The sequence below is a fragment of the Pseudomonadota bacterium genome (assembly GCA_039193195.1).
Lineage (GTDB): Bacteria > Pseudomonadota > Gammaproteobacteria > Steroidobacterales > JBCBZW01 > JBCBZW01.
This window is the reverse complement of sequence record JBCCWS010000056.1, coordinates 1-21,611: the sequence shown is the minus strand read 5'-3', so window position 1 is coordinate 21,611 and position 21,611 is coordinate 1. Positions and strand designations below refer to the sequence as shown.

At 62.5% G+C, this 21,611-nt stretch carries 14 protein-coding genes; 7 read left to right on the top strand and 7 right to left on the bottom strand.

The features are described from left to right. Nucleotides 1-3 precede the first annotated feature (3 nt). Nucleotides 4-3,246 carry a DUF87 domain-containing protein gene (locus AAGA68_24540; protein MEM9388242.1) on the top strand — a complete coding sequence of 1,081 codons (3,243 nt, stop codon included), beginning with the start codon at nucleotides 4-6 and terminating at the stop codon, nucleotides 3,244-3,246. A gap of 69 nt (nucleotides 3,247-3,315) precedes the next feature. Here the strand turns inward: AAGA68_24540 and AAGA68_24535 are convergent, their stop codons facing one another. Then, nucleotides 3,316-5,016: a hypothetical protein gene (locus AAGA68_24535; protein ID MEM9388241.1), complete on the bottom strand. Its 1,701-nt coding sequence runs from the start codon at nucleotides 5,014-5,016 to the stop codon at nucleotides 3,316-3,318. Between the two features lie 29 nt (nucleotides 5,017-5,045). Continuing rightward, the gene (locus AAGA68_24530) at nucleotides 5,046-6,833 is read right to left on the bottom strand and encodes a hypothetical protein (protein ID MEM9388240.1); all 1,788 of its coding nucleotides are present in this window, start codon (nucleotides 6,831-6,833) and stop codon (nucleotides 5,046-5,048) included. Between the two features lie 192 nt (nucleotides 6,834-7,025). Between AAGA68_24530 and AAGA68_24525 the strand changes: the two genes are divergently transcribed. Together AAGA68_24525 and AAGA68_24520 are read left to right on the top strand one after the other, a co-directional pair. Beyond that, complete coding sequence (locus AAGA68_24525; protein MEM9388239.1) at nucleotides 7,026-10,229, top strand: sialidase; 3,204 nt, start codon at nucleotides 7,026-7,028, stop codon at nucleotides 10,227-10,229. A 48-nt stretch (nucleotides 10,230-10,277) separates the two neighbouring features. Further along, the gene (locus tag AAGA68_24520) at nucleotides 10,278-10,703 is read left to right on the top strand and encodes a hypothetical protein (GenBank protein MEM9388238.1); all 426 of its coding nucleotides are present in this window, start codon (nucleotides 10,278-10,280) and stop codon (nucleotides 10,701-10,703) included. A gap of 25 nt (nucleotides 10,704-10,728) precedes the next feature. Here AAGA68_24520 and AAGA68_24515 read toward each other — a convergent pair whose 3' ends face one another. From AAGA68_24515 to AAGA68_24500, 4 genes are all read right to left on the bottom strand, one after another. Next, nucleotides 10,729-14,040 carry a TonB-dependent receptor gene (locus tag AAGA68_24515; protein ID MEM9388237.1) on the bottom strand — a complete coding sequence of 1,104 codons (3,312 nt, stop codon included), beginning with the start codon at nucleotides 14,038-14,040 and terminating at the stop codon, nucleotides 10,729-10,731. Nucleotides 14,041-14,195: 155 nt separating this feature from the next. Further along, nucleotides 14,196-15,185, bottom strand: coding sequence for a FecR domain-containing protein (locus AAGA68_24510; protein MEM9388236.1), 990 nt, complete (start codon nucleotides 15,183-15,185; stop codon nucleotides 14,196-14,198). Between the two features lie 146 nt (nucleotides 15,186-15,331). Continuing rightward, entirely contained in the window at nucleotides 15,332-15,841 is a 510-nt protein-coding gene (locus AAGA68_24505; GenBank protein MEM9388235.1) for an RNA polymerase sigma factor, read from the bottom strand. Nucleotides 15,842-16,110: 269 nt separating this feature from the next. Then, on the bottom strand, nucleotides 16,111-16,689 hold the full coding sequence (locus AAGA68_24500; GenBank protein ID MEM9388234.1) for a TetR/AcrR family transcriptional regulator: 579 nt from the start codon (nucleotides 16,687-16,689) through the stop codon (nucleotides 16,111-16,113). An 88-nt stretch (nucleotides 16,690-16,777) separates the two neighbouring features. On the opposite strand from AAGA68_24500, the gene AAGA68_24495 reads away from it, so the two are divergent. The 3 genes from AAGA68_24495 to AAGA68_24485 all read left to right on the top strand — a co-directional run bounded on the left by AAGA68_24495 (nucleotide 16,778) and on the right by AAGA68_24485 (nucleotide 18,899). Continuing rightward, nucleotides 16,778-17,905 (top strand): NmrA family NAD(P)-binding protein, encoded by a 1,128-nt coding sequence (locus AAGA68_24495; GenBank protein MEM9388233.1) that lies wholly within the window; start codon nucleotides 16,778-16,780, stop codon nucleotides 17,903-17,905. 116 nt (nucleotides 17,906-18,021) lie between these two features. After that, nucleotides 18,022-18,366: a metalloregulator ArsR/SmtB family transcription factor gene (locus AAGA68_24490; protein MEM9388232.1), complete on the top strand. Its 345-nt coding sequence runs from the start codon at nucleotides 18,022-18,024 to the stop codon at nucleotides 18,364-18,366. Continuing rightward, nucleotides 18,363-18,899 carry an SRPBCC family protein gene (locus AAGA68_24485; protein ID MEM9388231.1) on the top strand — a complete coding sequence of 179 codons (537 nt, stop codon included), beginning with the start codon at nucleotides 18,363-18,365 and terminating at the stop codon, nucleotides 18,897-18,899. Before AAGA68_24490 ends, AAGA68_24485 begins: the two co-directional genes overlap by 4 nt. 60 nt (nucleotides 18,900-18,959) lie before the next feature. Here the strand turns inward: AAGA68_24485 and AAGA68_24480 are convergent, their stop codons facing one another. Next, the gene (locus AAGA68_24480; GenBank protein MEM9388230.1) at nucleotides 18,960-19,952 is read right to left on the bottom strand and encodes a hypothetical protein; all 993 of its coding nucleotides are present in this window, start codon (nucleotides 19,950-19,952) and stop codon (nucleotides 18,960-18,962) included. A gap of 608 nt (nucleotides 19,953-20,560) precedes the next feature. Here AAGA68_24480 and AAGA68_24475 point away from each other — a divergent pair. Further along, nucleotides 20,561-21,244 (top strand): glutathione S-transferase N-terminal domain-containing protein, encoded by a 684-nt coding sequence (locus AAGA68_24475; protein MEM9388229.1) that lies wholly within the window; start codon nucleotides 20,561-20,563, stop codon nucleotides 21,242-21,244. Nucleotides 21,245-21,611 lie beyond the last annotated feature (367 nt).

Genomic DNA, 21,611 nt, shown 5'->3' with positions numbered 1-21,611 from the left:
TCGATGAGCAAGCAGCAGGCACTCAGTGCCCTTCGAGACGTGGATTTCGACTGGACTTCCCAGCTGTCATCGGTTTGGTCCAATGACTCGTACCATGTGGCCAACATCCACAGAGACGCACTCGACGAGCTAGTGAGTTCGGTCAACCGACTGTCCCGACGCAGCTCGGACAGCAACGAACTCGGAGGCGTACTGGTCGGCACGGCAGGCTCAGGAAAGACCCACCTGCTGGGCAAGTTCCGCGAGCGAGCGATGGAACTCGGCGCTAGCTTCATCTTGTGCGACATGACGGACGTCAACGATTTCTGGGACACGCTGCGCTCCGGCATCTACGACTCACTCAACGCAACCCTGGACGACGGCACGCGACAGATCGACAAGGTGCTCCCACGCCTGTTTCCGCGTGTAGGTGAGGACATCTCCAGCTTCCTGACCGGTGTGGCGCCCAACCAGCTAGCGCGCCGTCTGCGACTTCCCGTACAGCGCCTGCGCGCATCTCGCTTCCAGTACGAGGCACGCGCGCTGCTCATGCTCGGCAGCGAAGACTTCGACCATCAGGATTACGCCAGCAGCTGGCTCCTAGGCAACGAACTCACAGCGCAAGAGTGCGAGTGGACGGGTTTCCCGAGCCAGCCCGCCAGCTCCATCGATATCGTAGAGGGGGCCTTATGGTGCCTTAGCCGAGGGGGTCCCGTGGTGATCGCCTTCGATCAACTAGATGCGATCATCTCTCATAGCCACGTAACGGAGATGCTCGAACAGGGGAGCACGAACGAGCACCTACGCGCTCAGTCTATCGTTCAGGGCATAGGCACAGGCCTGATGAGCGTGTTCGAGCGCTCCTACCGGGCGATCACCCTCGTGAGCTGCCTCGAAGAGACGTGGAGCCTGCTTCGAGAGCGCAACCTCCGCGCCTTCGGAGATCGCTTTCAGCTACCCATTCCGCTCGCAGGCCTCAGTAACGCCGACACGGCTCGCCAGTTGGTGGAACAGCGCCTGTCGCCCGCCTTTCGCGAGCACGACTATCAACCACCGTATGCCACTTATCCGTTCAAACCCGAGTTTTTCGAACAGGCCAGGACTCTGTTTCCGCGCGAGCTGCTGCGCACAGCGCACGAGCATCGGCGCCGTTGCCTGTATGACAAGGAAGTGCTGGAAATCGCGGAGCTGCCGACGGCATCAGCGGTGACAACACCCATACCAGATGGAGAGACGACAGAGCATCCCCTGTCGCGTCGCTACATCGAGCTACAGGCCGAGGCAGATCTCTCCGGGTTCTGCGATCAAGATGCCGATAGGGATCTGTTCTACAACGCAATGAAACACGCGTGCTCGGCGTTTCTGCGGCAAAACGAAGCGGCCCTGGGTACTAGCGTCGACGGCGTCGTGGACCACCGCTTCGGCAGTGAGCGGCTGCGCCCGCTCGATGTGCGGATCCGACTCATCGACCGTGCCGCCAACGACAAGGAACGGCACTTCGCGTTCTACGCGCTCCAACGCAGTAACGCGCGAGCTTTTCAGAACCGCCTGCGCAACGCCGTGACCGCCTCGGGCATCGACCGCAACCTCGGTTTCCGCAAGCTTGTCATCGTGAGGTCATTCCCGTTGCCTGGCGGCACCGTGACAGAGCGCATGGTAGAGCAATTCAAGGAGGCTGGCGGAGTCTTGCATGCGCCGGAGGAGGAAGAACTGCGAGCCTTGTGGGCCCTGGCGAGGATCAGCCGCGAGAAGCCAGAGGACTTCGGTGAGTGGCTGGTCAGGGTCCGGCCGCTCGATGGGTTTGCGCTGTTCCAACACGTGACCCTGCCAGATGATTCAGTACCCACGAAGACCGCAACGCCTCCCGCTCAAGATCCGCCTAAGCTAACGCCACCTCAGCCCACACCGCCCAAGCCCCTCACGCAAGAGACGGAACCACACAAGCCGCCCCTTCCTCCCGCGCCCCCATCAAACGCAGGCAAGCAACGAGAAGACAGCGCGAGCGCCGGCCCCATAGTTCGCGACGTATTCCCCCTGGGCAGCGAAGTCTTCGGAGAACACACGGGCGAACCAGTGACTATACCGCTTGAAGGCTTACGTAGGCATTTGGTAGCGCTTGCCAGTGCCGGTTCAGGTAAGACCGTTCTGGTGAAGCGCCTGATCGAAGAAGCCGCCCTTCGCGGAGTACCCTCGGTCATCCTTGACGGTGCCAATGACATGGCCATGCTTGGCCACGCCTGGCCGCAAGGGGCGCGCAGCTGGACAGACGAGGAGGCGCGCCTGGCGCGCGCCTACCATGAGCAGGCTGAGGTCGTAGTCTGGACGCCTGGCCAACTCAGCGGCAACCCGCTACAGCTCGAGCCTCTGCCCAACCTCAGCGGTCTCACGACCGATGAACTCAACAAGGCCGTCCGACTCGCGGCCAGCAGCCTGGAGGGAATCGTAGCGCCGGGTAGCTCCACCAAGTCCTTGCATAAGAAAGGCGTATTGGCGAGCGCCATGCATGCCTTCGCGAGCATCCCCCACCAGTCACTCGATGCGTTCATCGACTTCCTTGCTGACCTGCCCGCTGATGCGGGCGCCGGCATCGGTGGCGCCCAGAAGCTGGCCGGGGAAATGGCCGATAACCTCCGCGCGGAACGCGCCATCAACCCGCTGCTGCGCCAACAGGGTACTCCTCTCGATCCCCAGCGACTGTTCAACGGCAGCAGCGGCAAGACCCGGGTCTCCGTGGTCAGCCTCGCCGGACTTGGGGGCTTGAACGCGCAACAGAGTTTCGTGGCACAGCTCGCCATTAACCTCTTCGCGTGGATGAAGCGCCACCCCACGCCTAGCGACCACGCGCTGGGCGGCCTGATCGTGGTCGACGAGGCGAAGGACCTGGTGCCTTCAATGACAAGCGTCGCCTCTAAAGAGCCCCTCGTGCGCCTCGCTGCTCAAGCACGCAAGTACGGCTTTGGCTTGTTGTTGGCCACGCAGGCACCGAAGAGCATCGATCACAACGTCATTGCGAATTGCGACACACAGTTTTACGGCAAGGCCTCATCGCCGGCTGCCTTGCATACGGTTCGTGAACTGCTCAATCAGCGCGGCGCTTCGGGCAGCGATATCGCAAAGCTCTCCCAGGGCACCTTCTACGTGCATTCCTCGGCCATGCATGCACCACGCAAGGTGCAATCGCCGCTCTGCCTCTCTTACCACTCGAAGTCACCGCCCACGGAAGAGGAGGTCATGGCGATGGCCGCACGGAGTCGGCCGTCAAGCTAGCCCAGTGGTCTGTTAGCTATCAAGGTATGCACCGCATACCTAACGCATTTGACTGTACGATACGATAGGCTATTGCCTACGTTCGAGACGCCCCAGGGGCGGCGGCAATGTGATCACACCGAGGCCTTCGTCTATCGTACCGTTCAGCGTCACCAGCGAGCCCTGGGGATTGCGGAAGGAGATGCTCAACGCGTTGCCCTGTGCCGCGTAGGTGCCGACGACGCGCACCTGGTTGGCACTGAACTCGAGTAGACCGAGCAACGAATCACCCGCGTTCAACTCGAACAGGGTGAGCGTCACCCCAGGGCGAGCGAAGGCGCCAGATACCCCGAAGACGTCCGCCAACAGGGGCAGATGCCATTCGTACAGCGTGTTGTCGGTGGTGGCCAGGAAGCGATCCATCTGATTGGGCAAGCTGCGCAGACGCGTTGGCACGGCGTCGACATCCCGCGTGTCAATCGATCGCACCGTTCGTCCTTCGAAGGTTGCCAGGGTGATGACTCCGGGAACGAAATTCGTGCTGATCAGGCCACCGACGCCGGTCAGCAAACTGCCCCCCGTATCGTTGGTACCCGGGCCCGGCCACTGCTCGATGAGCGAGCAGTCACGATCGAGAATGGCATTCCAGGACGCGCCCGAATCCCCCACCACCCACAGCCAACCGAGCCGGCCCAGGCCGTTGACCCGCGTCGGGTCCTCACCCACAGGATCTGGATTGCAGCTGCCCACCAACGCATTCGTCGCGGCGTCGACGAAGTAGAGCGTACCCGGCCCGTCGCGGTCCGTGAAGATGTACTGGTCTTCGCGCTCGTCGTAACCGACACCGGAGGCGAGCTCGATCCCGAAGGGTGCGAGGTTCAGGGGCGGCGCGATCTCGGCGCAGTCGCTGAGGCGAGAGCGCCGTGCTACCAAGGACGTGATATCTAGCAATATCAGTTGCTGGCGCCGCGTATCGATAGCGAAATCGTCCAAAACCCCGCCGGGCATACACTTGCGCGTGATCGTGCCACGCCCGTCCACCTCGTGTACGAAAGTCGTCACGCCATCTACTACGTAGTACCGGTCGGCCGCGCCGGCGTAGGCGATGCCGGCAGGCGCCACCGTGCCGAGTGAAAACTCCGTGCCGAACTCTGCCAATAGGTCACCGTCGCCATTGATGAAATAGGCGCGCCGATCACTGAGATTCATGGCCACAAGCGAAGCGTCCGGGTCTGATTGGGTGAGACCAACGCCGCTATCGACACCGATCAGGCCCGTTGGCTGGCGCTCGACCACGGTGCAGGGCCCATCATCCAGGGCGCTGGCGTCTACGAAGATCAGCTCATTGCTGGCGTCGTCGAGCACCGCGAAGCGTGCTGTGCTCGCTTCCCAGGCGACCGCGCTCGGGAAGCCAACACCCTCAGCGCCTAGATCGCAGCCCCCTGCCGCATCCCCCGTGGGCGTGAACGCTTGCAGATACGGTGGATCTGCATCGACCACGGCGTAGCTGTCTAGATCATCGCGGTAAGTGAGCCCGGCAGGACGGGTCACCCCGAGGGTGGCAAGGGACAGGCTGCTGGAGAGGGCGCACTGCGTATCGACGAAGTAGACCGTATCCGTAGCGGCGTCCGCGACCGCCAGCCGGTCGCGAAGGCTGTCGTAAGCGATCCCCGCAGGTCGAGTCGCACCGATGGCGGCTACCGCGCATTGGTCCGTCTCGATCGCCACCCGCTCGGCCTGCGCCAGGAGCGGAAACAGCAAGACCCCCAGCAGGGGATACACACGGTGCATGGATCTGCTCGCTGCGACGTGTTCGCACTTCATGGTTGACGCACCATCGTACCCAGGGGCGCAGACAGCTCTAGGACTTCCAGGTCCGAGCTCACCGTGCCGTTGATGGAAAGCGCATCCCCCCCACTGAAGGGGCGGAAGCTCAAGCCGATCGTGCCCGCCTGCGGGTCGACGAACCCGATAACCGTCGTACTCTGAACGCCCGCACTTAGGCGCCCCGTCACGGTGTCGTCCGGACGCGCGATCAACGCCAAGGTCAGGGATCCGTTCGAGAACGTACCGGCGACGCTCACCGGCTCAGCGAAGAGCGGAATATCCAGCTCGTTGACGGCGAAGCCCGAGGGGTCGTTGCTGCTCCTGATGAGCGCCAGGTACTTGCCGCGCTCGCCGGGCAAGGGAAGGACGCCCGAGGCCTCACGCACGGAAGCGTCGAAGGGCACGTCGAAGCGAAAGCGATCGTCGCTGCCTTCCAGCGTGGTGATGCCGCCACGAGCGTCGCCGAAAAAGAGCACTTCGCCAAGCGGACCGTAGGTGAGGGCGTCGGCCGTGAACACGCCGAAGAAGCCGACCCCGTTGCTCTCGATCAACTCGCAGCGCCTGTCCAGAACACTGACTTCACTGACCGTGTCGGCGATCGCGAACCACCCGAAGGCCTCGAGGGGCACTACCGCCGTCGGTACGCCATTGGTCGCGAGCGTGCAGCGCGCACGCAGGGTGAGGAGCTGGCGATCGACGAACGCCAGTTGCCTTCCTGCTAGCTGGCCCACGATGATCTGGTCGCGGGACGCGTCGTAGGCGATGGCATCCAACGTGTCCAGGCCTGCCGATGCAAGCGAGAGAATCTCGACCAGCTCGCACGTGTCGGCATCCAACGCCCACACGGAAGATGATCCATCGTCGCCCACGAGCAATTGGGACCGCGACGCGTCTAGGGCAAGCCCGGCGCGCGCGTTGAGATCCGGGTACAACTCAGCCAAGTCACACCGTCGAGTCGACTGACCGCGGATATCCACCTCGACGAGCTCCAGTGCCATGTCCAACAGGTATAGGCGCTGCGCGTCCGGCACGTAGGTGATGGCGACGGGAACGCTGACACCCACTTCGAAGTTGACGAAGAAGCTGTCGACGATCTCCAGCGCGGTATCGACCAGGACCACGCGGTCGGCCTGGCGCTCGACGAGCGCGATCCGTCCCTCCGGCAACAGGGCTAGGCCGTCGCGCGGGAAGTCGCCAAGGCGCTCGACCACGCCCCTGCCGAGTACCGGGCACGCGCTGCCGTCCGTGACGCCGCTGGCGATGAACACGATCTCGTCGTCACTCGCGTCGAGCACGACGTAAGCATCTCTGACGGGATCGTAGTCGATTCCAACTGGTCGCAAGACCAGCGCCGGCAGGAGGTTGCACGAGCCGAGAGCGATGCCCGCATCCGTGGCAAACACGAGCTGGCGGTTCGGTGCTACGAACGCGTACGTGCGATCTGTACTGTTAACGGCCACCCCCTGAGCACCGGCGGCGCCGAGGGCGGTGAGATCGAAGCTTGACGTTGCATTGCACTCGCGGTCAGTGCGGAACGCGATACTCTCGCTCGCGTCGATGATGACGAACTGATCCAGCGCGGCATCGTAGGCAATTCCGGCCGGGACCGAAGCACCTAGCGCTATTGCATCGCAAGTCGACGAGGCGACGGGGACCGTTGACGGGTGCGCCGCGGCACCGACTATCAACGCCAGGCACACCAGCACCCACACCGTATACCTTCCCTGGTGACGCACGTTGCTCTCCTCGCTGACCGCATTTTGGGGCGGTGGAAACAGCATACCCCTAAGCGCATTGGGCGGTCACTTGGCGCGGCTCGCACAGGCGCTTTCAGGCCTTGACCCGAGTGGCTGATCACTCGGGGATTCTCTAGCATGTGACTCAGCATCCTGTTGCGGTTGCCACACGGCGCCCAGCGACAAGGCCGATAGTCGATGGCCAAGGCCATCTTCTCCACGAACTCAGGTACTCCCATGACCTCATCGCTCCGTCGCTTGCTCCCCGCCTTCCTCTGCCTCCTCAGCTTCGCAGCGCTGGCCCAGTCGCTTACCACGGAGCAGATGGAGCAGCTCGAGTTCCGCCACATCGGCCCAATCGGCAACCGCATCATCTCCGTCACGGGCGTGCCTGCCGAGCCCATGACCTACTACGTGGGCGCCGCATCCGGGGGCATCTGGAAGACCACCGACGGCGGCCTGCAGTGGAAGCCCGTATTCGACGGCGAGCGCGTGCACTCGATCGGCGCGCTGGCGCTGGCACCAAGCGAACCGGAAGTGCTCTACGCCGGCACGGGTGAGTCCTTCATCCGCTCCAACGTCTCCATCGGCAACGGCGTATGGCGCTCCACCGATGGCGGTGACCACTGGACTCACGTGGGGCTAGAGAACACCGGGCGCATTAGCCGCATCGTGGTGCATCCCACGAACCCAGAAGTGGTCTACGTCGCCGCCCTGGGCCACGGCTACACACCGCAGCAAGAGCGCGGCATCTACAAATCCACCGACGGGGGCGACACCTGGACCCAGGTCTTGCACGTCGACAAGGGCACCGGCGCCTCAGACCTGGTCATGGATCCCTTCAACCCACGCATCCTGTTCGCCGGCATGTGGTCCTTGGAGCTACGCCCCTGGACCCGCAAGAGCGGAGGCCCCGGCGGCGGCATCTACAAGTCCCTGGATGCCGGCGACACCTGGACCAAGCTGGAGGGCGAAGGCCTGCCGGAGGGCGAGATCGGCAAGGTCGCCCTGGCGATGACAGCGGCTCAGCAAGGCCGCCTGTACGCCCTGCTCGAAACCGGCGATGGCATCCCCCTAGACGGGGAAGACACCAACACGGGCGAGCTGTGGCGCTCGGACGACCGCGGCGAGACCTTCACCCTCGTCAGCTCCGATCGCGACCTCACGGGCCGCGGCGCCTACTACACGCGCGCCACGGCCTCGCCCGACAACGCGAACGAGATCTACTTCTTCTCCGCCGCCTACGCCACCAGCATCGACGGCGGCCAGACCGCCACGCTCGCCCCCGTGGGCACCGCACCTAACTGGGATCATCACGACATGTGGGTGGACCCCAGCGACGGCAATCGCCAGATCGTGGTAGGCGATGGCGGCCTGTCGATCAGTCACAACCGGGGCAAGTCCTGGCACCGCGTACAGCTGCCCGTGGCCCAGCTCTACCACGTCACCACCGACACGGCCGTGCCCTACAACGTGCTCACCAATCGCCAAGACGGCCCCTCCATGAAGGGTCCCAGCCGCAGTCGCATGAACGGCTTCTTCGGCTCCTTCATCGCCAGCGGCCTGTGGCACGACGTGGGCGGCGGCGAGAGCGGCTTCGCCACGGCAGACCCCACGGACCCCAACATCGTCTGGTCCAGCGCCTCCGGCTACGGCGCCCTGGGCGGCGTGGTGGTGCGCTACGACGAGCGCAATGGCCAGTTCCGGCAAACGGAAGTCTGGCCCGAACTGACTGCTGGCACCCCCGCCGCCGACATCCGATACCGCTTCCAGTGGACCTTCCCGCTGCTGATCTCACCGCACGACAACAACACCGTGTACGTCGCCAGCCAGTACGTTCACCGCACCACTAACGGCGGCCAGAGCTGGGAAATCGTAAGTCCGGACCTCAGCCTCAACGATGTGAGCAAGCAGCAGTTCTCCGGCGGCCTCACCGGCGACAACATCGGCGTGGAGTACGCCAACGTGGTCTACGCCCTGGACGAGTCGCCCTTGAAACAGGGCCTGCTCTGGGCGGGCACCAACGACGGCCAGGTGCACCTCAGCCAGGACGCCGGCGCCAACTGGACCAACCTCACGGCTAACGTTCCCGATATGCCGAGCTACGGCGCCGTGCGCAACATCGAAGCGTCACAGCACGACGAGGGCACGGCTTACCTCACGGTGGACGCGCACGAGATGGGCAACTTCAAGCCCTACGTGTACACCACCACCAACTACGGCAAGTCCTGGAAGAAGATCGTCGCCGGCATCGAAAACAGCCCCTTGAGCTACGCCCGCATGATCAAGGAAGACCCCGTGAATCCCGAGGTGCTGTACCTCGGCACGGAGAACGCCCTGTACTTCTCCCTCGACAAGGGCCGACGCTGGCAGTCGCTCATGACCAACCTGCCCTCGAGCCCCATGTACTGGATGGACATCCCCGAGCACTTCAACGATCTCGTGGTGGGCACCTACGGGCGGGGCATCTGGATCCTCGATGACCTCACCCCGATCCAGCAGTTCAGCGGCGAAATCGCCAGCTCGTCTCTGCACTTGTTCGCCCCCAAGGACGCCTACCGCCTGCAGCCGGTCTCCAGCGTGATGCAGTTCTTCAAGGAGGCCTCCTTTGGCGATGACCCACCCACGGGCACCTCGCTCCACTACTGGCTGGCGGAGGAGTTGAAGGAGGAAGAGAAGGTGTCGTTGGTGATCGCCAACGAAGCGGGCGAGACCGTGCGCACCCTCGAACACGAGGGCAAGGTGGGGATCAACCGCGTGTGGTGGGATTTCAAAGAGGACGAGACCACCAAGCTCGTGCTGCGCACCAAGCCCCTGTACGCCGACTGGTACCCCATGGAGGCCGACGGCACCCGCAAGCCGCTCGTGGCGCCGATATCCCTGCTGGCAAGCCCCGGCACCTACTCCGTCACGCTCAAGGCGGGTGAGACGGAGCAGTCGCACAGCTTTAGGCTCCTGAAGGATCCGAACACCACGGGCACCCTGGCGGACATCACCGAGCAGAAAGCGCTCCTCGACAAGGTACGGGCCGACTACGAGGCGGTCTCTCTCGCCGTCAACGAGGCCGAGCGGCTGCGCCGGCAGCTGCGCGACCTCAAGCCCATGGTGCCGGAAGAGATGCAGGGCAAAATCGACGCCCTGGATAGCCGCATCACGGAGATCGAGAATCAGATGCTGCAGCTGAAGCACACGGGCAAGGGCCAGGATGTCATTCGCCTGCCCGGTATGCTCATGGAGAAGCTCGCTTACCTGGCAACCACGATCGCCATTGCGGACTTCAAGCCGGCCGATCAGTACGGCGAGGTATACGCGAAGCTACACGCGCAGTGGACCGAGCTGCAGAAGGCCTGGACCACGCTAAAAGCCGAGGACGTGGCCGCCATGCGCGCGAATCTGATCGAGAACGAGATGGGACCGCTGATCGTTGGCGAGGGGAGTTGAACGCCCTCGCCATGCAGCGGACGGGGCACGCCAGCGCAAAGGCAGCGCATGGCAGTTGAGCAGAGCATCGTCGATTTCTTTCACCTGTACGCCTCTCGTTTCTCCAGCGGCGACGTAGCGGGGATCACGGCGCTGTGGCGCTTTCCCGCCCTGATTACGGCCGGTGCGCGATCGGTCGCGTTCGAGGATGAGGAGTCGTTTGCCAAGAACACCGTGGCGCTGTGTAACTTCTACGATGGCCAAGGCGTCACACGCGCTGAGAAGACCGTGCTCAGTGCCGATGAACACTACCCCGGCGTGACCACCGCTCGTACCGGGGACAGGCTGTACGGCAGCGATGGATCGCTGATCATCGAGTGGGAGCACGTCTATCTTCTTCGCCGTGAAGGCAGCCACTGGAAGACGATGGTCGCCGTTGCGGACGGCGAGGCGACTGCTTGGGAGGCGCGAGGCACTCCGCTGGGAAGCCAGTAAGGCGTCGCACCGTCGCCCAAACTGGTCAGAAGGTCGTCTGAACACCAAGCTGTATCGTTCTGCCTAGGGCACTAACCGGCCGGATGTTGTCTTTGTCATCGCGTATCTCGAAGGGGTCGCGGTCAAAGAGGTTATTCACCCGCAGACTGACCTGAAAGTCTTCGCTTATCTGATACACACCACCGAGATAATGCACGAACGCGCTGCCAGTGTTCGGGCGATCTAGGAAAAACGGATCTGCTTCGACCTCTTCAATGCCGAAACCGAATTGATTTCCAAGCACTGTGCTCGACGAAAAGTTGAAACCGTAGTCGACTATCCACGGACCCTTGTACCAAGACAAACCCAGGTTGAGAAAGTGCTCCGCGAATCCATCTTCACCATCCAAGCGGTCTAGGCTCTCAGGTATTGCGGCCGCCAGCTGCTCCTCCCGCTCGATGAGGTAGGTGCCGGCCAGCGATGCAGTGAAGGCTCCAAAGTCGCTAGAAAACAGATCATCGAGATCGAAGTTATAGGAGATTTGGTAGTCGATACCGCGGCTTTTGAGGAATGCGCTATTGAGTGGCGTCGCAAGGACACTCTGCACCTGCCCCGTCACCGGGTCCCTTGGTGCAGCATCGCAAAACACATTATCGATCGTCGCTGCATCGGCGCAGAAGCTGACGATGTTCCGAAAGTTTGTGGTTCCGATGGCGTCATCGATCTGGATATCGTAGTAGTCCGCAACGATGGCTAAGCCCGGTATGGCCGATGGGGTGAACGCAAAACCAACCGTGTATGTATCGGCTGTTTCTTCCGTAAGGTCTGGGTTTCCACCGAGTATCAAGGTGAGGCTGCCTAACGCCGATTCCGATACATCAGGATCGAAGTTTTCGAGATCCGCAACCAAAAGCTCGCAGTTCGCTCGCCGAGTGTCGGACCCTTGCGTCAGACCAACGGGATCGCACGGATCCTCGCCTGCTCTGAGTTGGCTTGGAAACTGCTGTTGAGGAACCAGCAGCTCACCGATATTCGGCGCTCGAATAGCGCGGTTGAAAGATGCTCGGAAACGGATATCACTGACCGGCTGCCAAACCGTGCCGAAGGCGAAGGATGTTGCGTTACCCACGGTGCTGTAATCAGCAACACGCGCAGAAGCATCCAGGGTTAGCCTCTGCGCGAAGGGCTGGTCCGCCAAGAGCGGAACGCTGACCTCGGCGAAGCCCTCAACCACATCAAACCCCCCATCGATGATCGACGGCGGAGAGCCTTGAAACCGATCAAGCTCATTCAAGTCCAACGCATTTGGCACCAGCAAGCTGGTCTCTTCCCGATACTCAAAGCCAGCGGCGTAGGAAATACCGCCCGCCGGGAGAGAAAGGTAGTCATCGCTACGACCCGTGACGGTTGCATTGAGTACGAATTGATCGATCGTCGCTGTGTCTTCAGTTCGCTGGAAGACGAAGGCGACCGCGTCGGGGTTGAGGGCATCGGGCAAAGCAAAAACATTGAGTGGTACACAGCTGCCGTCACCCGGAATGAAGGATCTGATGTTCGTCGTTACGGGGGCCGGGAAGAAGATCCCGTCTGGCAAACCACTCGGATCGATGTCGGAGCGACAGATGGGCTCCCCGGTGACCGGATCTGCGATCGCATCCGTGGCCGCATAGTACCGGTCCAGCACGGCTGCGGAATTGTTGACGAAGCTGCTATCCGTGCGACCGAAATTGGCCGAGAAGCTATAGCTCAAGGCATTCGAAACTTCTCCTTCGAAACCGCCGACGATGCGGAAGGTCTCGCGCGTAATGTCGGCAGGTTGCGAGCTTAGGGGGTCTTGCCACTGCCGGCTGAGGGTTATTTGAGGGTCTAGGCCTTGCGCCTCGAGGCTATCGAATTGCGACTGCACCACATCCGGGAGGAACACGTTGTCGCGAGCAATCGGTTGATAGGAGATTTCGAAGTTTCGATCAAGAACGGCAGAACTCTCGTTGCGCACATACTTCGCTTCAACGAAGCCAGTCACCCTGTCCGTAAAGTCAAAGTGGGCGGACGTGTTGATGGCGTAGCGCTCAATATCGGGGATACTGGGTGCTCGCGGGTTCGAATAGAGTTGGCCGCCTCCGTCGCCGCCTTGCGCTAAGAACCCAACCCCGAGGAAGCTGCCGAAATCGTAGGGCCTGATCTCTCCCGTGTCGGGGTCAACGATTTGTTGAAGTGGCACTCCACCGAACGTTGTGACGCCATTGCGGGCTTCTTGTTCGACCCCGAACCCAGCAGGATCGAAAGTGAAGAAGGGACTGGGAGACCAGAGGTTGTTTCTCACATCCGGCGCCAGAACATTGGCGAAGCGTTGATCAAAGCCAGAGCCTTCGGCATTCGCCGTGGCTCGTGGGGAGGTGCGGGTGAATGCTCGCTCTGCAAATGTCAGTTCGGACTGGCGGTTGTACTCGATACTAATGACCACGTTGCCTCGGTCATCGGCGAAGTTGCTGCCAACGGTCAAGGCACCGAAATAGGCTTCCCCGCCGCCACCGGTTGGCAAACTGCCATTTGAGCGCACGTCGACGCCTTCGAAGTCGTCTTTGAGAATGTAGTTAACCACGCCCGAGACTGCGTCAGCGCCGTAAATGGACGATCCGCCGCCGGTCAGCACCTCGACGCGGTCGATGAGCGCTGCCGGTATCGAGGCCACATCCACACTGGCCGAGTTGGCAACACCACTCACGTGACGGCGCCCGTTCACGAGAACCAAGGTACGGTTCGCTCCCATACCCCTCAGGTCTAAAGCAGACAGACCAAATGACGCACCGGATAAGGAACCATTATCAGTGTCAGAATTGCCGAATGTGCTGAGCGTCAGAGACTGATTCAGCGCCGGCACAAAGCGCAGCGCCTCAGTGGTATCGGTCAGGCCCAGTCGCTCAATCTCCTGCGCCGTCACTATGTCCACAGGCGCGGGCGAGTTGACGGCCGTCCGCTCGATCCGTGTGCCCGTGACAACCACCTGTTCAATCACCTGGGATCTTGGTAATCCGTTAGCCGTATTGAGCAAAGAGACAGTGTAGGTGTCGTCATCCCTCGACGTGACGCGAAGGCCGGTCTCATCAACCAGAGTTGTTAGTGCCTGTTCCGCCGTGAGAGTGCCGGAGACACCGGAACTGGTGTACCGGCTTACGTCCGCTGATGGCACCACGACCTGTCGATCTGTGAGCGCGGTGAACTCGCGCAATGCCTGCATCAGCGGCTGGGCTGGGATATCGAAACGGTAGGTCTGGCTATCTCCTGCCGCGTCCTGCCCCCACGCGATGGGCCCCGCCAGCAGCGCGAGCACTATTGCCACACCGCTCGGTCGTTTCATGTGGTGGTTGGCTTGTCGATATCCGCAGCACGCCATGCTCTATGTCTCCATGCGTCATTGTTTGATCTCGATGACGGAAATCATCGACTCTCAACAATGCAGACACGTCAGATGGCGTAAGCCGTAAAGCGTGGAGACAAAAATCCAGGGTAGGACTAGCGGGGTCGGACAGGCGCCATGGAGCGGAGTTCGAGCGTATTTCGACCGCGCACCTCACCGGTCAATCGATAGCTCTGCATGATCGCACGCAACGCGGCGTCGCCTTTGCTTAGCAGGAAGGTGCCGGACACAGGTCTGTTGGGATCAAAGACGTAGCTGGCATCGATCCGGTAAGAGGTGTAGGGCTCCAGGGCCTCGAGCGCCTCAATTAAGGGCCGTTCTTCGAACACGAGTATTCCGTCTCGCCAGGAGCCAATCTCTGCCAGGGGTCGATTGCTGACCTGGCTGCTCTCGCCGTTCGTCACTCGCAAGACATCACCCACGCCGAGGCGTGTTGCCGCCTTCCCAACTTCGGGCTGGACGCGGACGGCGCCCTCTAAAACCTCTACTACCACGGTCTGGCCGTGCAGCCGGTTAACAACGAACTCGGTGCCGAGCACCGTGGCGACCGCGTCGTCACTGACGACGGAAAACGGTCGGTCCGGGTCCGACGCGACGCGAAAGACGGCCCTGCCTTGAAGCAGCCGCACTTCACGTTCGGAGGCGGTCATCGAGACCGTCAGCTCGGTCTGCCAGTCCAGCCAGATCTCGGAGCCGTCATCTAAAGAGACGGTGCGCTGCTGAGCGCGACGAGTCTTATACGATTCCGGCGAGACGATCGTTGCTTCTTCTGCACGTACCTGAGCCGCACCGGACTGAGGCTCAGAGCGAAATCCAAGGTCGATACCGAGGTATACGACCACGATCAAGGCCACGGCAACGCCCAAGGTGGACAATGGTTGAGACGAGCCTTCGGAGAGCCTCGCCAAGCGGAGCTGGATCGCAAGTTTCAGAGTGTCGAAGCGCGACAGCGGCACATCGTTGACATGCCCCAGCACCTCCCAGTTCGCCTCGGCCTGCCGCGCCGCTGTTTCGTGAGCAGGCGACTGTTTACGCCACGCGGCGAGTTCCGGCCCACGGGTCGGGTCATCGTAGACCGCCACCACCAGGTCGAATGCTTCGCGCAGGAGACGATTGTCAGGCTGTCGGTCCTTCAGGGCGTCACCCTCGAGTCTGACCCCACGGTTCAGCCACCACGGCCGTTCACCGCGTCCTCATTAGGAGACACGTTACGAGCGAAGACCCATAACAGTTAACTGCGAAGGCAAGTGTAGCAGTCGGAAAGGGCTCTCCTGACGTGCTTTTCGACCGTGGAGACGCTTACACCGAGTTGTGCGGCGATGTCCTGCTGCCTAGCGCCATGCAGCCGATACAGGGCAAATATCTTTCGAGTCAGCACGGGCAGACGCTGCAGAGCCTGGTTGACCCTTGCCAATTCGTCCTCGAATTCCGCGATGGCCTCAGGGGAGCGATCACTCCGATCCCCTAGCAGCGGCGCGATTTGGCCGACGAATTTCGCTCGTGTCCGCTCCGCGCGTTGGTGGTTCAAAGCGGCATTCTTCGCTGCCTGGAAGAGGAATGCGCGCACATCCTCTATCGGCGGGTCGGGATCACGGCGCAGCAGATTTTCAACGATAGACTGGAACAGATCGGCCGCCGCATCCACACACCCCACGCGGCCGCTCAGAAAACGGCTCACCTCGAGCCGATGCTGCTCGATAGAATCGACGAGGGACTGGATTTGATCAGCATCGCTGAGCATTCCCGCAGACTAACACGAACGATTTCTATTCGCATACAGCGTTCCAAACTACGCATCACGCGAGTCAGGGCTCAGATGTACAGGCTGTCCAACTGAGCAGCGCAGTCACTGGATGAGGGTCTCGTTGTCAACGCAAGCACAGCAAGCCGCCGGTCAACACGATCACTTGGTGATCGACTAACCCGTCAACACCACAACCCCCTTCAGCGACTGAACTATATCGATAGGCTTCGCCCTGCGTAGCTTCAGGATTAGCAAGCGCGCCTGCCTCAGACCTTGTTCGCACGTGCTAGCAACGGCGCCACGTGCGCGCGACTGGCCTCCACCACTTCCCGTTGAAACGCCCCCTCACCGAGCCCTCGGGCGATGACAAGCGTCCCCACGAGCGTGCTCATCAGCGTCAACACCTCCGTGCGCGTGAGGCCGTCCAGGCCGTCCTCAAGTTTCTCGCTGGCTGTGGCGACCCCTCGGGCCAGCGCATCGCTCCAAGCCGCTCCACCTCGCCCCACCTCGGCGCCAAGGAGGGGGATCGGGCAGCCGATGGCCGGCTCGCGCACGTGTTGATCAGAGAGGTACTGCGCCAGGTACTCCCCCGCCTGCGCCGCATTGCCGGGCAGATCCTCATCAAAGACGTGCAGCCCCGCCTTGAACGCCTCGGTAATCGCAGCGGCCACCAGTTCTTCCTTCGACTCGAAGTGGCGATAGAAACCGCCGTGGGTCATCCCGGCGTCGCGCATGACATCCGCGATGCTCGTGCTCTCGATGCCGTTCTCTCGAATCCGCGTGGCGGCCGCCGCCACGATGTTCTCTCGGCTCTCCGCCTTTTCGCTCTGTGTCCGCTTCGCCATTTGGGGGGCTCTCATCTCATCTAGCGCTTGACAGCTTAGATGATAGGCATCATCTTAATAGATGACAACCATCATCTAAAGGTGAGCCATGTCTACCAAAGAGAGAATCCTGGTCACGAGCGCCGCCGGTCACGTGGGATCGGCCGCCGTCAGTAATCTGCTGCAGCGAGGCTTTGCCGTACGCGCCTTCGTGCGCCAACGCGACGCGCGGGCCCAAACCCTGGAGGCACTGGGCGCCGACCTGTTCGTCGGCGACTTGCACGACTACCGCGATCTGAAGGCCGCAATGCGCGGAGTTCAGCGGGCATTTCACAATCCGCCGTTCTCGGCCAACGTGCTCTACCAAGCAACCCTATTCGCCGTAGCGGCAGAGGAGGCGAAGCTCGACGTGGTGGCCCTGATGGGGGCCTGGAACCTCAACCCCACCCACCCGTCGATTCACCAGCGAGGTCACTGGATCGCTCACCACCTCTACCGCTCAATGCCGAGCGTGGATGTGGTGCATCTCGCACCCGGGCTGTTTGCTTTCCCCTACCTTCTTGGCCTACCCGCGATCGCACACTTCGGTCAGTTCATGGCGCCCTTCGGTGATGGGTTGAACGCGCCACCCTCGAATGAGGACGTGGCGGCCGTCGCCGCCGCCGTATTGGCCGACCCTGCGCTCCACATCGGTCGCAGCTACCGGCCTACCGGACCGAGATTGATCTCACCCCATGACGCAGCGGACACGTTCGCCCGCGTGTTGGGCCGCCCCGTCATCTACAAGGACCTGCCGTTCCGCGCCTTCCATAAAGCAGCAATCGCCCTTGGGTTCCCGACCGAGCAAGTCGCGCACATGCGCTACTACGCGGCGGAAGTGCGCGCCGGCGTCTTCGCCACCTCGGCGCCCACGGACCACGTGCAAGCGGTGACCGGCAAACCCCCCGAAGACTTCGAGACCATCGCGCGGCGCTACATCGCTAACCCTGACCTGATCAGCCCTGGCCTGCGCATCGGCTCGAAGTGGTCAGCAATGAAGCTGCTGGCGCGCATACTGATGGCACGGCCCTTCGATCTCCAGCAGTGGGAAGTGGAGCGCGGCTACCCGCTCCTGACGGAGCCAACCCTCGCTCACGAGTCGCGGGACTGGGCCATCGCGGCAGGTGAGGGGCGCATCAACCTCTTGCCCGAGAGCGCTGCGAGGCGCCCCCGCGTAGCCGCTCAGAGTGTGGCTTGAGCGGTGATGATGCTGGGGGGTCCGCGGATGGCGCGGACTCCCTCCAACACGCGGCGAGTGGCAATTAGTAAACCAAGTGGTTGACTTTCAGCGACCATAAGGTAAAACTCAACTACATGGTTGAGCAATCTTCAATGGACGAGGCCTTCCGCGCCCTCGGCGATAGCACTCGCCGCGCGATGCTCGTGGCGCTGGAGAGCGGCCCCCAGACTATCAGTGCCCTCGCCGCTCCCCACGCAATGACCCTCGCCGGCGCATCCAAGCACGTGGCCGTACTCGAGCGCGCTGGCCTCGTGCACAGGCAGCGCCAGGGCCGCACGCACCTGATCTCCCTCGATCCCGATCCCCTCGCCGCCGCCCACGCGTGGCTATCGCGCTACCAACGCTTCTGGGAGGCACGCCTCGACGCCCTCGAGGCTGCGCTACAGGAACTCCCCGCTGGTAAAGGAAAGGACCGATGACTATGGACGACTGGACTCGCCTAGATCCGCCCGACACGCTCATCGTGGAGCGTCTGCTCCCGGGACCTATCGAGAGAGTTTGGGATTACCTGACCCAATCGGACTTGCGCCAGACCTGGTTCTGCGCCGGCGACGTGGGCCAGGAAGCCGGCAGCACGATCGAGTTCAAATTCGACCATCGACGCCTGTCGCAACAACCCGCGCCAGAGAAGTACGCCGGCGAACAGGTGGTCAACTACGAGGGTAAGGTCGTCGCCTACGAGGCCCCGCACCGCCTGGCGTTCACCTGGCCGGAGGGCGATGCGCCTGAAAGCACGGTGACGATCACCCTGCAAACCCAGGGCGATCAGGTGCTGCTGCGCCTAGCGCACAGCCGCGTGCCAGGTGGCGAGACCATGGTGGGAATCATGGCCGGATGGCACGCCCATCTCGACCTCATGGGCGACGCGGTGGCCGGGCGCGCCGTGCGCGACTTCTGGGCCCATCACATGCCGCTGGAGGATGTGTACCGGGCACGGCTCGCAGGCGGCTGACGAGGTCGGCCTTGGCGCGCGAGTGACTGCCCTAAGCGTCGTCGACATCGCCGATGGCGCTCAATCGAGATCCCATACCGCGACCCGATGGTGCCCCGCCCCCGCCGCGGCAACGCGGTGATCTGCACTGACGGCAAGCGTGCCAGTGGCGTCATCATCCGCGATATGGCTAGCCACCGCATATCGCTCGGTGACGGGCAGATCCCACCCGTAGAGCTTCCCGGTCCCCACCGCCCACAGTCGCGCCTCCTCCACGAAAGCCACTCCCTCCAGCATCGATCGCTTTTGCCCCCGAGGCCATAGGAGCGTGTGGTGGGTGTCTTCGTGCAGCGGCGAGGGGAACAGGGCCACGCCCCGGTCAATAGTGCTGACAGCCAGCATCCCCGAGGGCGAGAAGGCCACCGCGCCGATCGGCGACTCGAGTGCGATCGGCTCTCGTAGCCATGACCCACTCGTAGGATCAACAAACCACAGCTGCATGAAGCCGGCGACCACCAGCGCTCGGTCATCGGCAGAGAATGCCAGGGCCGATCCGTTGCTGCGCTCCGTATGGGCCGTCGAGATCAGCCGCCCGCGCGCCAGATCCCAGACGAACACTCGGGAGATCGTACTCACCGCGAGCATCGAGCCGTCTAAGGAGAACGCCACATCGAAGGCCGCGTACCCCGCAAACGTCTTGGGGGTAAACACGTCCGTCTCGAGATCCCAGAGCACCAGCGACGGCTCACTGCCAACGACGGCAAGCGTCCGACCGTCCGGGCTCAACGCCGCGCGCTGGTTGACGCCCTCCTGCGGGATCGACACGGCCTTGATCGGCGCCATGGCGAGCACGTCCCAGAGTATGGCGCGATGGTCCCTTGCCACCGTGACCAGGCGATCCCCGGCGGGCAGGAAATGCGCGGACATCACCCGCCCCTCGTGCCCCTCCAGATGCCCACGAAGGCGCGCGGCGGTGACATCCTCGCGCGCGCCGCGAGTGCTCTCATTCGCTTGGGCAGTGACCATCAACGCCGACGGAATCAGCATCGTCACAGCACACAGCCACAGTCTCATAGCTATCCTCCATCAGCCTAGGGTTTCGCTTCAGGGTCGAGCGGCCACCTACTAGTGTTCTGCATGTTGCAGGCCGCAGCGACCGACCGGCGATGCCACGGGACACCGCAACACCGTTGTTGCCGCAGTCTAGACGGCCGCCCCCTCAGTACGTTGGATGCCGAAACCGGCGAGCTGGTTGTGAGCAGACGCGATCTGTCTGCAGGCTCAGGCCGCACACCCGCCGATGGAAATTGCGTGCCGCCGCAGCCTAAAGCCTAATGCTACCCAAAGCATACGATCACTCTGGTTGATCTCCGGTCACGCCGTCGCGCAATCGCCCGAGGCACCGCACGTGGCGCCGGCCCTGGGGCCCTTGTCCGCACGATCACCGCAAGCAGGGCGCCAGCGACTCTTCGAAGCGCGCACAAGTATCGAAATCCCAGCGAGCGCCGCAAAGGACGGGGTGAGCCTCTCCCACAGGATGTCTGCCGCAGCCCCACGAAGGTCGCAACCGCCAGCGGCTGATATCGGCAGACTGCTACACTCTCCCACGCGATCGGGCGCGATTTGCGCCAGCGACCTGCGATACGCCAACGATTCCACCGCCAACCGATTGGAGCGCGCTAATGCCTCGCAAACTCTACGAACTCGCCAATGTTGAAAGCCCGTTTGTGTGGCGCACGAAGTACGCGCTGGCCCACAAGGGGCTCCTCTACGAAAGCGAGCGCCTTCCCTTTACGCAGATCTCGGCTGGCTTCGGTGAGGGTGGTTTCAAGAAGGTGCCCGTCCTGGTCGAAGAAGACGGTGAGGAAATCCAGGATAGCTGGACCATCGCCAAGCACCTGGACGCCGCCTACCCACAGGCACCAACGCTGCTCGGCGATGGCTTGGAACGCGCTCAGTCCCTCGAGTCTCTCTTGGGCGAGACCGCCTTCCCCGGCTTCTTTCCGCTCTTCATCAAAGACATTCACGATGGCTTGGGGCAGGCCGATTCGGTCTACTTCCGGGAAAGCCGGGAGGCGCGGTTCGGCGACACGCTGGAAGCGCTATCGACCGACCGCGAGACGCGCCTGCCGCAAGCCCGCGAGGCGCTCGCACCCTTACGCGCCGAACTCGCGAACGCGCAATGGCTACACGGTGAATCGCCCGGCTACGGCGACTACATCTGGCTCGCCTTCTTCGCCTGGCTCAAGGGCTGCGCCACCTGTGCGCCCTTGGCCGACCATGATCCCTTGGCGGCTTACGCCGAGCGCGGCTTCGCGCTCTACGATGGTATTGCGCAAGGGATCACGCCGCGCTACAGCTCGTAGCGCTCGGAAGTTACCCGCTCGCGGATTGTATTCCTATGAACAACGAGGCGAGCCAAGCTAATATATATCTTTGGTAGCCATAGCAGCTCCCGTACGGACCGTGCGCGAGCACAGTCCACCAACTCCTTGGAAGCAGCGACTACCTAGCACGGCCTGAGTGCTGAGTGACTCAGCCTCTAGGCACTGATCGGTGCACGAGTCGAGTCCTTCGGTTTCCAGTGCGAAGCCGCTAGCCTGCTTTATTCATGAGGTGTGGCGTTGAGCCCCTGAGATGAGATCGTAGGGCGTTGACCGCAGCTGAGCGAGTGCCTGTGAGGCGTTCTCAGGGTTGAGGCCGGCGTTTTCCGAGTGTTGGGGTCGCTCATGC